The sequence below is a fragment of the Colwellia sp. MB3u-8 genome, assembly GCF_014076985.1.
In the GTDB taxonomy this organism is placed as follows: domain Bacteria; phylum Pseudomonadota; class Gammaproteobacteria; order Enterobacterales; family Alteromonadaceae; genus Cognaticolwellia.
Genome location: NZ_JACGVA010000073.1, coordinates 217,388 through 231,401, shown reverse-complemented (window position 1 = coordinate 231,401; position 14,014 = coordinate 217,388). Strand labels below are relative to the sequence as shown.

12 protein-coding genes are annotated in these 14,014 nt (G+C 39.5%); 10 read left to right on the top strand and 2 right to left on the bottom strand.

Features of this window, described 5'->3' with window-relative positions:
- The first annotated feature begins 6 nt into the window (after positions 1 to 6).
- The 5 genes from H4J54_RS17950 (at position 7) to H4J54_RS17930 (ending at position 6,067) form a co-directional block, all read left to right on the top strand.
- On the top strand, positions 7 to 2,055 hold the full coding sequence (locus tag H4J54_RS17950) for a type IV pilus secretin PilQ (RefSeq protein ID WP_259367057.1): 2,049 nt from the start codon (positions 7 to 9) through the stop codon (positions 2,053 to 2,055).
- Positions 2,056 to 2,199: 144 nt separating this feature from the next.
- Positions 2,200 to 2,718, top strand: coding sequence for a shikimate kinase AroK (gene aroK, locus H4J54_RS17945; protein WP_182137206.1), 519 nt, complete (start codon positions 2,200 to 2,202; stop codon positions 2,716 to 2,718).
- Positions 2,719 to 2,726: 8 nt separating this feature from the next.
- Complete coding sequence (gene aroB / locus H4J54_RS17940; protein ID WP_182192510.1) at positions 2,727 to 3,794, top strand: 3-dehydroquinate synthase; 1,068 nt, start codon at positions 2,727 to 2,729, stop codon at positions 3,792 to 3,794.
- Positions 3,795 to 3,816: 22 nt separating this feature from the next.
- Positions 3,817 to 5,172 (top strand): hypothetical protein, encoded by a 1,356-nt coding sequence (locus H4J54_RS17935; protein WP_182192321.1) that lies wholly within the window; start codon positions 3,817 to 3,819, stop codon positions 5,170 to 5,172.
- A 79-nt stretch (positions 5,173 to 5,251) separates the two neighbouring features.
- Positions 5,252 to 6,067 (top strand): Dam family site-specific DNA-(adenine-N6)-methyltransferase, encoded by an 816-nt coding sequence (locus H4J54_RS17930; RefSeq protein ID WP_182192320.1) that lies wholly within the window; start codon positions 5,252 to 5,254, stop codon positions 6,065 to 6,067.
- Positions 6,068 to 6,186: 119 nt separating this feature from the next.
- On the opposite strand, the gene H4J54_RS17925 is transcribed toward H4J54_RS17930, so the two are convergent.
- A complete protein-coding gene (locus H4J54_RS17925) occupies positions 6,187 to 6,378 on the bottom strand; it encodes a DUF2970 domain-containing protein (protein WP_404851922.1) in 192 nt (63 codons plus the stop codon).
- 462 nt (positions 6,379 to 6,840) lie between these two features.
- Between H4J54_RS17925 and H4J54_RS17920 the strand changes: the two genes are divergently transcribed.
- Positions 6,841 to 8,289: a hypothetical protein gene (locus H4J54_RS17920; RefSeq protein WP_182192318.1), complete on the top strand. Its 1,449-nt coding sequence runs from the start codon at positions 6,841 to 6,843 to the stop codon at positions 8,287 to 8,289.
- Positions 8,290 to 8,373: 84 nt separating this feature from the next.
- Here the strand turns inward: H4J54_RS17920 and argE are convergent, their stop codons facing one another.
- Positions 8,374 to 9,534: an acetylornithine deacetylase gene (argE, locus tag H4J54_RS17915; protein ID WP_182192317.1), complete on the bottom strand. Its 1,161-nt coding sequence runs from the start codon at positions 9,532 to 9,534 to the stop codon at positions 8,374 to 8,376.
- Positions 9,535 to 9,846: 312 nt separating this feature from the next.
- Here argE and argC point away from each other — a divergent pair, with 312 nt between their 5' ends.
- From argC to H4J54_RS17895, 4 genes are all read left to right on the top strand, one after another.
- Positions 9,847 to 10,884, top strand: a complete 1,038-nt coding sequence (argC, locus tag H4J54_RS17910) for an N-acetyl-gamma-glutamyl-phosphate reductase (protein ID WP_182192316.1) — start codon at positions 9,847 to 9,849, stop codon at positions 10,882 to 10,884.
- Complete coding sequence (argB, locus tag H4J54_RS17905) at positions 10,884 to 11,675, top strand: acetylglutamate kinase (RefSeq protein ID WP_182192315.1); 792 nt, start codon at positions 10,884 to 10,886, stop codon at positions 11,673 to 11,675. Before argC ends, argB begins: the two co-directional genes overlap by 1 nt.
- A gap of 68 nt (positions 11,676 to 11,743) precedes the next feature.
- Positions 11,744 to 12,658, top strand: coding sequence for an ornithine carbamoyltransferase (locus tag H4J54_RS17900; protein WP_182192314.1), 915 nt, complete (start codon positions 11,744 to 11,746; stop codon positions 12,656 to 12,658).
- Between the two features lie 110 nt (positions 12,659 to 12,768).
- Positions 12,769 to 14,013 carry an argininosuccinate synthase gene (locus tag H4J54_RS17895; protein ID WP_182137214.1) on the top strand — a complete coding sequence of 415 codons (1,245 nt, stop codon included), beginning with the start codon at positions 12,769 to 12,771 and terminating at the stop codon, positions 14,011 to 14,013.
- Position 14,014 lies beyond the last annotated feature (1 nt).

Here is a 14,014-nt window from a genome sequence, read left to right as displayed (position 1 = left end):
GAAGTAATGTTGCTATTAAATAAAATAAAAAACGATAATCTTATGACACATGGTAAAAAAATAAAGTTAATTATGGCCGCCTATTTATGTGTGTTATCAACTTTATCGTGGGCGAACGAACTAACAGGGATCACTTATAACACCATTCAAAGTAATGAAATTGAATTGATATTTGAACTATCAGATAAAATTTTTGCGCCGCCAAAAGTAACGACGACAATGACACCGGCACAAGTGAGAATAACCTTTGATGTAGAGCAATTTAACCCTGCAATAGCGACTACGCTGATTGAACATGCAGGGGTAAAAAATATCACTGTGCGAAAAATGGCCGGTAAAGTTGTTGCCGATGTTAATTTGCAGCAACTATCAATTTTCGATGTTAGCCAAAAAGATAATACTTTTGCCCTAACCTTAAATACTGGCCAGGTAAATAAAGCGGTAACGCATTTAATTCCGCTAGGACATGGTTTTATAAATCAAATCGACAATATTGACTTTAAACGTGGGCAGCAAAATGAAGCACAACTTTTGGTTAAGCTTATCGACAGTAAGGTGGCTGTCGATGTTAGCGATAAATTAGGAAAGCTTTATATTGAATTTCACAATACTGAAATTCTTGAAGACTATATTTATAAATTAGATGTTACTGACTTTGGCACCTTGGTTAACGGGATTGAAACCTTTAAAGAAGGACGCAATGCCCGTTTAGTTGTTGATATTGAAGGGCCGTTTGAATATAAGCATCAGCAGTTTAATGATGTTTTTTCATTAACAATAAAGGCTAAAGTGAAAGAGGACGGTTACTTAGGTGAAGAAGGAAATTTTAGTGGCAGGGCAATTTCATTAAATTTCCAAGATATTTCGGTACGTACTGTCTTGCAAATTATTGCTGATTATAATGGCTTTAATTTAGTGACCAGTGACACTGTGGTTGGTAATATTACCTTGAGACTAGATGGTGTACCTTGGGATCAAGCGCTTGATATTATCTTAAAGGTCAAAGGCTTAGACAAGCGTATGCAAGGAAATATTCTGATGGTTGCGCCTAGTGATGAACTAGCTGCTCGAGAAGCACGTGACTTGCAGGCCCAGCAACAAGTGCAAGAACTCGCACCATTATATTCTGAATACGTGCAAGTTAACTACGCGAAAGCGGCTGAATTTGCTGCATTAATTAAAAATGAAGATAACAGCATTTTATCTACGCGCGGCAGTGTTAGCGTTGATGAAAGAACCAATACTTTATTGCTGCGTGATACGGCTAAAAGTATTGAAGATATTAAACGTATGGTCTTGGTATTAGATATCCCTGTTCGCCAAGTTATCATTGAATCTCGCATGGTGACGGTAAAAGATAATATTAATGAAGAGTTGGGTATTCGCTGGGGCGTAACAGACTCTGACGGTGAGTCTTCAACCTCAGGATCTTTAGCCGGTGCTGGCAGTAGCACTGTGCCGGATTTAAGTGACAGATTGAATGTCAACTTACCCGTAGCAAACCCGGCGGGCAGTATCGCCTTTCAGGTTGCGCGCTTGGCTGATGGTACCATCCTTGATCTGGAATTAAGTGCGATGGAAAAAGAAAACAAAGGCGAAATAATTGCCAGCCCGCGCATTACTACGGCAAACCAAAAAGAAGCGTATATCGAGCAAGGTGTGGAAATTCCATACCAAGAAGCCGCGTCGAGTGGCGCTACATCAACACAATTTAAAAAAGCGGTATTAAGTTTAACCGTAACACCGCACATTACCCCTGATGATAGAATTATTTTGGACTTGGTGGTAACGCAAGATACGGTGTCTGATCTCTTAAATGGCACGGCACCTGCTATCGACACACAAAGAATAGGTACGCAAGTTTTAGTTAATAATGGTGAAACCATCGTATTGGGTGGAATCTATCAACAACAAATTATTAGTTCAGTGTCAAAAGTACCTGTTTTGGGTGATATTCCCTATTTTGGTTGGATGTTTAGGAATAGCAGTAACTTTAATGAGAAAAAAGAACTGTTAATATTCGTTACACCACGCATAGTTACCGAAAGATTTTAAGTTAATTTGCATGTAAGGTGGTGTTTTCATCTTACATGCTTGCAATTTGTACCCAACAATTGCGATAATTGCGCCCTTGAAATTTTCGAGAGAGGTTCTCTCTTACCTGTTCACGTAATAAATAAACGAGTATTAATTAATCTAATGGCAGAAAAACGTAATATTTTCCTTGTAGGCCCAATGGGCGCAGGCAAAAGCACCATTGGTAGAGAATTAGCGGATAAGCTACATCTGGAATTTTTTGATTCTGATCAAGAAATCGAACGTCGTACTGGTGCAGATATCGCGTGGGTTTTTGATCTTGAAGGCGAAGAAGGTTTTCGACTAAGAGAAGAGTCAGTTATTGAAGACTTAAGTGAAAAACAAGGAATTGTTTTGGCTACTGGCGGTGGATCTGTGATCAGCGCTCAAGTACGTAATCACTTATCAGCACGCGGCATTGTAGTTTATCTAGAAACAACTATAGATAAGCAAGTCGCTCGCACTCAAAGAGACCGACGTCGTCCGCTACTACAAACTGATGAAGAACCTAGAACAGTACTTGAAAACTTGGCCATAGAACGTAATCCGTTATATGAAGAAATTGCCGATGTTATCGTGCAGACGGATGACCAAAGTGCGAAAGTTGTTGCAAGTAAAATAGTTGAACGCTTGGACTTTTAAACGACATAATTATGACCACACTTAAGGTTAAACTCGGCAAGCGCAGTTATCCAATCTATATAGACAGCGGACTATTAGCAAATAGTGAGCTGCTGTCTAGTCACATCCGCAGTAAGCGTGTTTGCATTGTCAGTAATAATATCGTTGCACCTCTCTATATTGAGCAAATGAAACATAGCCTTAGGGATTTTGACCTTGATGAAGTCATATTACCTGATGGTGAAGCTCAGAAAAGTTTAGCGAATTTTGAACGGATAATGTCACATCTGCTAGCGGGTAATCACGGCAGAGACACGACCTTAATCGCGCTAGGTGGTGGAGTTATTGGCGATATCACAGGTTTTGCCGCCGCGTGTTATCAACGCGGTATTGATTTTATTCAAATCCCTACTACTGTGTTGTCTCAAGTTGACTCATCAGTTGGCGGCAAAACGGCCGTTAATCACCCTTTAGGTAAAAATATGATAGGCGCGTTCTATCAACCTAAAGCGGTATTTATTGACCTAGCAAGCCTAGCAACTTTACCGATTAGAGAATTTAATGCCGGTATGGCTGAAGTGATTAAGTACGGTATATTAGGTGATGGTGATTTTTTTACTTGGCTTGAACAGCATATTGATGCAATAAAAGCCGGTGAAAATAAAATTTTAATGCAGATGATCGAACGTTGCTGTCAATGCAAAGCGAACATTGTTGCTGAAGATGAAACAGAAACCGGAGTGCGTGCTTTATTAAACTTAGGACATACCTTTGGCCACGCTATTGAAGCTGACCAAGGCTATGGTAATTGGTTACATGGTGAAGCTGTTGCTACTGGCATGGTACTTGCTGCTAAGTTATCAGTAACAATGAATTTGCTTGAAGTGTCAGATCTTCGTCGTATTGAAACTTTGCTGTCTGCTTTTGATTTACCGTTAATCGCGCCAGACAATATGGGTTTTGATGAATTTATTTGTCATATGCGTCGTGATAAAAAGAACTTAGCTGGAAAGCTACGTTTTATTCTCCCAACAGCTATTGGCCAATCTGAAATTAATGACGATGTTAGTGAGAAACACCTTCAACAAATTCTGTAATTTTATTCAGAATAGGTGAAACATGTCAGCGTTAATGAAAAATATTGGCCTATCTAATGATAACACCAGTGTCACTAAAATTAGTGCCCATGCCCGCATAGACTATATTCTACGTTTTTCAAAACAAGCTATTTTAGTTATCGACGAAAGCGTTGAACAAAGTGCGCCCAGTGCTAGCCAATTTTTAGCCAGTTTACCTGAGCAGCATAATGCTGCCTATATCTCACTTGCTGCACAGTTTAATAATATTCAAATTCGTTGTCGTATAATCGAGCAGTTATATACGGCTGAGTTATTTGATCCCGAAATATCATTAGCGGTTAGTGTGATTAATTTAGCTAAAAAATCACCGCAGGGCATTAGTATTGTGCTCGACAGTGCTCAGCACTTATCATTACAGATATTTCATGAGCTATCACAACTAGCCGTTATCGCTAAAAAAGCCAATTTGGTGGTTAACATTGTGATGTTTGGCTCAGTACAAGCGGGTAAAACTGTGGCGAATAATAAAAGTTTATTTGACAATAAACTGACATTATTATCGGCACAATCGGGCCAACTTCTGTCAGCCACATCAGCAATATTTAAAAATACTCAGCCAAAATGGCATTTCATTAATCAAAATAAAGGGGTAATTAGCGCATTAGTGTTTTTATTAGGCCTTGCTGTATTGGTTATTAATTTATTGCCATTAGATAGTTTTAATTTTGCGAAATTAATCATCGCTAATAAACAAGCAGAAATATCATTAACCGAAGTATTAGCGAACCCACAAACCATGGTGTTAGCCATTAATCGTGAGGATAATGCTGAGGTTGCTGAGCCAGCAACTCAAACTAAAATAGAAAACACTAAGCTTGCTGCTAGACCTAAAGATATTTACTCGTCGTTAATTAATCCATTGTCAGTATTACCGATAAAAGTGCTAAGGTTACCGGCATCACCTGCTGAGGTGATGTCAGCTATAACAGCAGGAAGTATGAATAGTGCAACAGCCAATGGTGCAGTACTTAAACCTTCAGCGAGTCGGCGTAAAGTACAAGCGACAATTGAGCAGAACAAGATAGCGAATCAAGTCAGCGTTAACAATGACTACTACAGTAATCACCTTGGCTATGTTATTCAATTAGCCGTCTATAGCGATTTAACATTGCCAAAATCCTTACTTGAGGATTTGACAAGGATTGACTACCAAGTTTATCAACGTTTATTAAATAATAAACCATCAGTGGTTATCACCAGCGCTGCCTATGTAGATAAATCAGCAGCACAATCTGCCTTAGCGGGTTTACCAAAATCCTTATTAGCACGGCAACCCTGGATCAAGCCAGTTACGGTTATTAATAACGAAATCAATGCATTTCTACTCTCCCAATAAAGGTTAATTCAGGATACAATCCCCACTTACTTTTCAGATGCTAAGTATCTGTTGCTAAATTTTTGGATTTGTAGGTGCTATGAAGAAAAAACATCGAGCTTTTTTAAAATGGGCGGGTGGTAAATACGCGCTTACCGATGTCATAAATTCTATGTTACCAAAAGGAAATCGTCTGATTGAACCTTTTGTTGGCGCCGGCTCTGTGTTTCTAAATAGTGATTATGACGAATACTTACTCAATGATATAAATCAAGATCTCATCAATCTATATCGTATTGTACAGCGAACACCGGATAAATTCATCGCCGATGCTCGTCGATTGTTTTCACCTGAACATAATCAGGCAGACAGCTACTATCAACTGCGAAAAGACTTTAACGCCAGCTCAGACCCTTATTTTAGATCGCTAGTGTTTCTCTACATGAATCGTCATGGCTATAATGGCTTATGTCGATACAATAAATCTGGTGGTTATAATGTCCCTTTTGGGCAATATAAACGGCCCTACTTTCCTGAAGCTGAGCTGCACTATTTCGCTGAAAAAGCGGCAAAAGCGATCTTTATTTGTGACGGCTATCGACAAACCTTCGCTCATGCGAAATCTGGTGATGTTATTTATTGCGATCCTCCTTACGTGCCGTTAAGTAAAACAGCGAGCTTTACCAGTTATTCAGGTAACGGCTTTGGGCTAGATGAACAAGCCGATTTAGCCAATGCGGTAGAAGAAGTCACCAAAAATCGTAAAATATCAGTATTGATCAGTAATCACGATACTATCTGGACACGAAAAATATATCAGCATGCGAAAAAACATCACTCAATAGAAGTGTCACGAACGATTAGTCAAAAAGCTAATGCACGCAATAAAGTGTTTGAGTTACTCGCGCTTTATTAAATAACGCCAACTCAACTATCAATGACTTATATCATCTTGATGTAAGATTGAATTAGTACCATTGAGTTTTGCGTGACTTATGGCTTTAGGTGAATTTAGTGGTGTTGAACTAAAAAATACTAGCTGGGTAAAACGAAACTTACAATGGTAACTAAGGCCGCTATAAATAACACCACAGCAATTACACCCGCAATAATGAAATGACTAAATTTGCCATGAGTAAAGTCTCGCTCTCTATTTTTATCACTTTGCACACCAAAAAATGCTGCGCCAACACTTTTGAGGGTTTCTTTAAAGTTACTTGAGGCCATCATTATCCTTAATTGCCAATGCGGCAAATTTGTATATTAGTGTAAAGTTTAGTCAGTATGTTCTAATGCACAGTCTCAATCAAGTGCTGCTAATGTAACCGTATATTGTCAGGCTGCATCTCACTTGGCACTTTAGTATTGACATTTTAATTAATTTGTTCGATGTTAAGTATAATTATTGATTGTTAACGAACCTGATTGAGCGATCAAGTCTGGGTTGAAACAAGTATGGGTTGAAAAATTGTATTTTTTAGCCTGTCATTAATCGCATGTATATATTCACTATGTAGTAAGCACAATAGCGATCTACTCTTAGTACATAAGGCATAAAATATAGCTTAATACTTATACATTTTGTTTGTTCTAGACTAGCTAATTAGAGCTAGGACAACGGCACTATCATTTTAATGGCTACCACTTATACGAACATTTTAATGGCTACTACTTATACGAATGGAACTCATGTTGAAAAATTTCTCTGGAGATACTAAGTTTACGACTAAGGTCAAAATTTTATTAACTAAAATTTACGGACCTAGTCCTTTAAAAGATTCTGTCTTGGAAAGGGCTATAGCATTTTACGATCTAGAATTTATCTCACAAGGCAAAGTTAAGAGCCTTAACAATGAAATGGTCAAGTTAGTACAAATTGATAGTGATAAAAGTAACAAGAAACTTTTCAAGCTTGAACGTGAGCACCAAGAAAACTTAACCGTGTTAAGCGCAAAGCGCAATGAACGCGCCCAACATTTACAGGGTATTTGTCGAGATATCCTCGAACTTTGTGAAGGTGAAAGCTTGGCTGAAACTAAGCGAAAATCAGCAGAGTTATTAGGCACTACACAGTTATTATTGCCAACCGAAGGCAGTAAAGTGGCAGTTGAAAACGAACGCAGTAAACCTTTATATAGAGCTGTACTGGCGTTAAGGTTACTAGATCAAATCTGTTTAAAAAATTTTTCATCCGAAGACACTTTAGCGCAAGAATTAGTGGCACTAGTCGCTTTTGATTTTAATGAATTACGCAGTGGCAGTGCAGAGGCCTTTCGTCAATTTACAGATCTTGTGAAAATACCTGTGTTAATGGCCGCTATATTACAAGATATTGGCCATTATCATCCTAATGCACAGAAGATTATACAGGGCGTTGATGGCAAGCTAGACTGTTTTCGCACCTTAGAGCTTGAAGAGCGGAAAGCCTTATTGCAGATTAATTATCGTGAAACCCTAAATTATCTTCTCAATGGTATTGGTGTGGTAAATTATCTAGGTGACTCTGTAGCTGAAAGAGAGGCTTTTAATAGTACACAAACTCATACCTTACGGTTTGTTAAGCAGCTGCTAATGAGGAGTTTCCAGCCAAAGTTAGGTGTGGGCAACATATTAAAAATACCACAAATATATACCGGCATTGTCTTATCAACTAAAAACAACTACAACTACAAATTATTACCGAGAGTATACCAAGCCTTATATAAGAACGCTGAAGCAGGCCGTTGTAGTCGTCAGGTTGTTGATGCCTTATATCAAATTACTGGCGATTTTCCACAAGGGTTTGGGGTAATTTACATCCCGAATGATACAGACCAGGACGTGCGCTATGAATATGCGATAGTCACTCAGCTCTACCCTGAAAAACCTAATGAACCTAAGTGCCGTATAGCATCAAGACAATTGACCTTCATTGGCCACGGTCATGATTTGGTAGTAAAAAAAAGCAATAATTTATACTTTGTAGAAACAGCACAAGAGTGCTCCAATATAAGCAAAGCAAGATTGGATGAAATTCTACCCTTGTTGTCATCAAACTATCTTGAACGTAAGGAACTCGATTTATTGCCGCGTTGTTGGCAACCCGGGGAATACTTTTTGAACATAGTTAACCAAAAACTGTGGAGTCGAGCCCGCTAAGTATAAATAGGCTATACATTAGCGGGTAAGCTTAATTTTATGCTGCCAACTGCTTTCTTTTTGACGCACTAAAAACACTAAAAATTAAAAACAATAATGATGAATGAGTTTAGTCAGTAAGAGCTCAGTTTTTGTAATTTCACTATGGGCTAAATACTCATTAGGTTGATGTGCCTGATCAATCGAGCCGGGGCCCATAACAATAGTTTGGCAACCCAATTGTTGAATAAATGGCGCTTCTGTTGCGTAATTTACCGCACAACAATGATGACCAGAAAGTTTTTCAGCCGTAAGTACTAATTCACTTTCAGGGGTTTGCTGAAAACTTGGTGAACTAGGGTCAAGCTCGTCTATACTGAGTCGACCAGGATATTTTTCCGCAATGGGCTGCAGGGCCTTTGCTAACCAAGCCACTAGCTCTTCATCTTTCATACCGGGTAAAGAGCGCATATCAATATCAAGCTCACAATGACCACAAATTCGATTTGCATTGTCACCGCCTCTAATAGCCCCTAAATTCATCGTAGGTGTTTGAACATCAAAAGCTTCATTTTGATAGCTTAGGCTGAGTTTTTCTCTGAGTTTGAATAATTCACTCATCACTTGATGCATTATTTCAATCGCATTAACGCCGCTTGCCGGTTTACTTGAATGTCCAGCCTGACCTTTAATGCTAATTTTATGAGACATATGGCCTTTGTGCATTACCACAGGCACTAAATTTGTTGGCTCACCTATAATGGCAACGTCAGGTTTTATTATTTCACTGTTAGCAAAAAATCGCGCGCCAGCCATGGTGGTTTCTTCGTCGGCAGTGGCTAAAATGTATAATGGCTTGTTTAATTTTTTAAGGTCAATATGTTGGCAAACTTGCAAAATAAAAGCAAAAAAACCTTTCATGTCGCAGCTACCAAGGCCAAAAAGTTTATTATCGTTATCGGTGATTTTTAATGGATCAGATAACCAGCTGTTTTCATCAAAAGGTACAGTGTCGCTGTGGCCTGCAAGTAATAGGCCCCCTGTACCAGTGCCTAATTTAGCCAACATATTAAACTTAGCTTTAGCGTGTGGAACCGCTTGAATAGTGACAGTAAAGCCTAAGGTTTCAAACCAAGCTGACAGTAAATTTATTACCCCTTCATTACTTTGATCCCAGCTCGCTTGGGAAGAACTAATACTGGGTTGTGCTATTAATTGGCTAATGGCTTGGGTAAAGTTGGGGAGTTTTTTATTTAGCTTTTTCATGATATTTAAGCACCTAAAATTATTCATTGGGTATTTATGCTAATTTGTTGCATAACTATTTGTATGGTGGTATTTTAGCAACTTAATGTAAAGAGCCTAATTAACCACACTATGAAAATGTTTGTAATGTATTCAACTAAGCCACGACAATAGCGTCAAATATTAGTTTTGGTCAGTCTTGATTTTCTAGATAGTGATATGTTTTTAGTCATAAAGCTAGAAAATAATTGGCTAAATTTGAATAGAATTGCAAAGTTTACGCGTAAATAGTGCCGTGAGTTTTAGTTTCTAATCGTAAAAAATGGTAAGCAAATGAACGTCGTAGTTATTGGTGCAAGTGGATATGTGGGGGCTGAATTAATTGGCTTGTTAACACAGCATAATAAAATATCAATTCAACATTTATTGGTGTCTGAAAATGGCACCTCTAGTGGTCAAAATTTTTCACAATTACATGCTCGTTGGCAAGGTATATGTGATTTGCCGCTAGAGCCTTTTTCTCCACAATGGTTTGAGCAACATATTAGTGCCCCTAAACACAAGATTGATGCGGTTTTTTTTGCCACACCCCATGAGTTTAGTGCGCAATGGGCCCAAGCCTTTATTGACCAAGATGTTAAAGTATTCGACTTGTCGGGTGGTTTTCGTTTAAAAGACGCTAAGCAATATCCCGTGCATTATGGTTTTGAACATCAAGCGTTAAACGCACTACAACAGGCTCAATATGGTTTAGCTGAATGGCAAGCCGCCGAGATTGCTACCAGCAATTTAATTGCTGTGCCAGGTTGTTATCCGACCGCGAGTTTATTAGCGTTAAAGCCGATCTCCAGTAATGATCTCCATCAAGAAAATTCATTAATTGTGGTTAATGGTATTAGTGGCGTAACGGGTGCTGGTCGTAAAGCGTCGTTAGCGACAAGTTTTTGTGAAGTGAGTTTAACCCCGTACAATATTTTGCAGCACAGGCATCAGCCAGAAATCAGTCAAGAAGCTAACGTTGAGGTGATTTTCAATCCACATTTAGCCCCTTACAAGCGCGGACTATTAGTGACGGCGACCTTAAAGCTAAAAGCTAAGGTTACTAGTCAACAAGTCGACAGTGCCTTTACAAAAGCCTATCAAGACACGCCATTAGTGAGAATAGTAAACACCTGGCCTAAAATAGACAATGTGGCCCACAGCCCATTTGCCGATGTGCATTGGTTAGTTGATGAAGAAAAACAGGTGGTGGTGGTGAGCTGCGCTATTGACAACTTATTAAAAGGGGCGGCGTCACAAGCCATACAATGTGCCAATATTAGTTTGGGCTTACCTAGTGAATATAGCTTATTAACCGCAGGGAATTACTGATGAAGAAGCCTGTTGTAATCAAAATTGGTGGCGCTATTTTAGATGGCTACAATCAAGGCAACAGCTCTGCCTTAGTTGCGTTATTAACCGTGATTGCCAGTTTAAAAGATCAACCTGTAGTTATCGTTCACGGTGGTGGCTGTGTGGTTGATGAAATGCTTGCTCAAGCAGGTTTTGTTACGGAAAAAAAACACGGTTTACGGGTGACACCCAAAGAGCAAATGCCGATTATTAGTGGTGCCCTAGCCGGTAATGTTAATAAAGCTATTGTGGCCAGTGCCGCGAGTTTAAAACTACCCGCTGTTGGTTTGTCACTTACCGATGGTCAAATGGTGCAGTGCCAATTAAGCCCTCTAGCATTAGGCCAAGTCGGTGTACCTCAACCTTTTAGTAGCGCGTTATTAGATACGTTACTAAAAGAAAAATTTTTACCTATTGTTTCATCCATTGGTGCTTTGGACAATGGTGAGTTAGTCAATGTAAATGCTGATGATGCCGCGGTAGTGATATGTCAGTTGCTTAATGCTGAATTATTGCTGTTGACCGATGTTAATGGCGTTAAAGGGGCAACGGGCGAGTATTTAAGTTCATTGAATGCTCAGCAAGCAGAACAACTTATTACCAGTGGCGTTATTGCCGGAGGCATGACCGCTAAAGTAAACGCAGCATTGCGAGCGGCGAATCAGTTACGACGAAGTATCGCGGTTGCTAGTTGGCAATCACCTGAGCAAATTGTCGATTTGCTCAACGGCGACAGTGTCGGCACTCGTATACAGCCTAATGGTTGTTAGTTTCATATAAGCCATTTTAATTGTCATAAGACAAGTTGTTAACCGGTTTCGCACAGGATTAAAGATTGATGAATTTACAGCACTTCTTAGCTGATGATCAGCTAAATAAAGCACAAATACTCGACTTAATTACCTTAGCACGTGATATAAAACAGCAACCTGAAAAGTACTCTCAGGCTTTGGCGGGTAAATCAGTTGCCATGATTTTTGAAAAACCCTCGCTAAGAACCCATGTTAGTTTTGATATTGGCATTAATAAATTAGGGGGTCATGCCCTGTATTTAGGCCAACAAAATGGTAAATTAGGTGAACGTGAGCGAGTTAGCGACTATGCTAAGAACCTTTCTTGTTATGCCGATGCTATTGTTGCACGAGTTTTTAGCAACAACTCGATAGACCAACTGGCCCAGCATGGCAGTGTACCTGTGATTAATGCATTGTGTGATGTGTATCATCCATGCCAAGCATTGGCTGACTTTGTTACTTTAGCAGAAAATTTTTCTGATCTTAGCAAAATCAAACTTGCTTACATTGGTGACGCAAATAATGTCTCTAATTCATTAATGCTAATGGCAGCAATCGTCGGGGTTGATTTTACTTTAGTTTGCCCTGTAGGGCATGGTCCTGATGGACAAATGTATAATAAAGCCGTGAGCTTTAGTGCAGCATCAGGGGCTAAATTATCTTTAACCCATGATATAGCTGAATTAGGACAACAAGATGCTATTTACACTGACACCTGGATATCTATGGGTGATAATACCAATGTCGATGATATTTTAGCGACCTTTAAACCGTATCAAGTGAATCATCAAGTGATGGCAAACGCAGGGGCAAGTATTGTTATGCATTGCCAACCCGCGCATCTTGAAGAAGAAATTACCACTGAGCTGTTTGATAGCGAAATGTCAGTGGCTTTTCAGTCGGCTGAAAATCGCATGTGGGCACAAAATGCGGTGTTAGTCACTTTATTAGCGGATTGATCTCTGTTTTACTAAGCAGATGAGTAAATTAAATTTAAAAAACATTTCAGGCTAGCCAATGACTCGTTGTTGGCTAGCCTGATGATAAAATATTGTTAAGGAATAAAATCATGGCGTTAGCCGCAAAAAAAGACATTAAAAAAGTAGTATTGGCCTATTCAGGTGGTTTAGATACCTCAGCTATCATCCCTTGGTTAAAAGAGAATTATCAAGGTTGTGAAGTGGTCGCATTTTGCGCTGATGTAGGTCAGGGTGAAGAAGAGCTTGTCGGCATTAAAGAAAAGGCTATCGCCTCAGGTGCTTCAGAATGCTATGTAGTTGACTTGAAAGAAGAATATGTTAAAGATTATATTTACCCCATCATTAAAACGGGTGCGGTTTATGAAGGCCAGTATTTATTAGGTACCTCAATGGCGCGTCCAGTGATCGCCAAAGCACATATTGAAATTGCCTTAAAAGTGGGTGCTGATGCGGTTTGTCACGGTTGTACCGGTAAAGGTAACGACCAAGTGCGCTTCGAAGCTTGTTTTGCTGCCTTAGCACCACAGCTAACCGTTATTGCCCCTTGGCGTGAATGGGACATGGTTTCACGTGAAGACCTATTAGATTATTTAGCTGAGCGTAATATCCCTTGTTCGGCTTCATTAACTAAAATTTATAGTCGTGACGCGAATGCTTGGCATATATCGCATGAAGGTGGCGAGTTAGAAGACCCTTGGTGTGAACCTTCAAAGGAAGTGTGGACCATGACAGTTGACCCTATGGACGCACCGAACGAAGCAGGCAAGGTAATGCTCAGCTTTGATAAAGGTGAGTTAGTTGCCGTCGATGGCGAGCCCATGTCGGCTTATCAATCATTAATGTATTTAAACGAAAAAGCCGCTGCACATGGTGTTGGCCGTATCGACATTGTCGAAAACCGTTTAGTTGGTATGAAGTCTCGTGGTTGTTATGAAACACCAGGCGGCACTGTTTTAATGGCAGCTTATAAAGGGCTAGAGTCATTAATACTAGACAAAGAGTCATTAAAGTATCGTGAATCCGTTGGTCATGAGTTCTCACACGTCATTTATGACGGTCGTTGGTTTACACCACTTGCGAAAGCACAACTTGCCTCTGCCGCCTCTTTTGCTGAAAAAGTTACTGGCGATGTCGTCGTCAAACTTTATAAAGGTATGGCACAAGTGACTCAACGTCGTTCACCAAATAGCTTATATTCAGAAGCGTTTGCCACTTTTGGCGCTGACGATGTTTATGACCAAAAACATGCGGAAGGTTTTATTCGTTTGTTTAGCTTATCCAGTAGAATTACCGCGCTTAAACAAGCAGACTCAGTAATTACTGCAAAAAAATAAA